Genomic DNA, 1,389 nt, shown 5'->3' on the forward strand with positions numbered 1-1,389 from the left:
GTGGCGCAGCATCGCCAGCAGCGGCGTGATGCCGATGCCGCCGGCGAGCAGCACGGCCGGCCGCTTGGCATGGGCGTCGATGGTGAAGCCGCCGGCCGGCGCCCGCGCCTCGACCAAGTCGCCGACCCGCAGCGTGTCGTGGAGGTGCCCGGACACAGTGCCATCGCGCTTGACGCTGATCCGGTAGACCGCGTCCGAGGGCGCGACCGAGAGCGTGTAGGTGCGGATGGCCGGCTTGTCCGCGCCGGGCAGCGGCACACGGATGGGCAGGTGCTGCCCCGCCTGGTGCGGGATCAGCCCGGACCCGTCCGCAGGCTGGAGGTGGAAGGAGCGGATCGTGCGGCTCTCGTCGACGATCTTCGTGACCGTGAACGGGCGCCATTGCGTCGCGAGGTCGGCGGCCCGGAGCCGGTCGGCGGCCGCGTGCCAGTCACCGGTCATCAGGGAGTTCGGCGACCAGCCGTCCGCCTGAAACGTCCAGCGCAGGGGCAGCGCGCCCCGCCGCCGCACGACCCGGCGGGGCCGGAACGTCCACAGCCGTTCAGCGCCCTGGAAGGCGGCGATCTCGGGGGAGGACAGGACGACCTCGGAGTCGCCCGTCATCTGCAGGAGGTCGCCGGTCTCGAAGTCGGCGAAGACGAGGCCGGCCCGGCCGTTCAGGAGGATGTTGCCGAGCGTGGCGAAGAACAGGTTGCCGGCGAAGTCGGGGACCGTGAGCGTCCCGTCCTCGGCGACGCGAACGAAGCCGGCCTTGCCGCCGCGGTGCGAGACGTCGACCTGGCGGCGGCCGTCGCGCTCGGCGTAGGAGGCGACGAAGAACGTGTCGGCACCCTCGATCATGGCGCGCACGTCCGCATCGAGGCCGGCGTTCTCCTCGACGGTTCCAGAAAAGGGCTCACGCGGGTCGCGGACGAAGGCGAAGTCGCGGAGCTGAATGTACTGCGGGCAGTTGCCGAAGCTCTGGTCGACGGCGAAGTTCAGAACGCCGTCCGCCGCGGCGCGGATGAGGCCGTTGACGCGGTTGCGTCGGCGGGTGTGCAGCTCGATCCCGAGGAGCCCGATGGCCTCCCCGTCGCGCAAGCCCGCGCTCGCCGGGTCGCTCGGATCCGGCCGCACCGCGATGTCGAGTGTCGTCGACGTCGGCGAGGCGATGAACCCGGGACCGCCGGCGACCAGCGTCGCCCAGGCGTCGCCCCGGCCGTCGACGCTGCCGGCCACGATGAACGGGATCTGTTCGTAGAACGCGCGGTGTTGGTCGGGCATGAAGTCCCGCACCACGCGGCGCCCGACCTGCTCCATCCGCTCGGCCACGCCGACCTGCTGCTGGATGGCCTTCTCGCCCGGATGCCAGGGCGAGGACTTCGTGATGGTCGGACCGTCGCTCATGAT

The 1,389-nt window shown here is 71.8% G+C and carries 1 protein-coding gene; it reads right to left on the bottom strand.

Annotation, left to right across the window (positions count from 1 at the left end):
• On the bottom strand, positions 1–1,386 hold a 1,386-nt coding region (locus EU555_RS35915; protein WP_135420161.1), incomplete at its 3' end, for an FAD-binding oxidoreductase.
• Between the last annotated feature and the right edge of the window lie 3 nt (positions 1,387–1,389).

Source organism: Methylobacterium nonmethylotrophicum, assembly GCF_004745635.1.
Taxonomy (GTDB): Bacteria; Pseudomonadota; Alphaproteobacteria; order Rhizobiales; family Beijerinckiaceae; genus Methylobacterium; species Methylobacterium nonmethylotrophicum.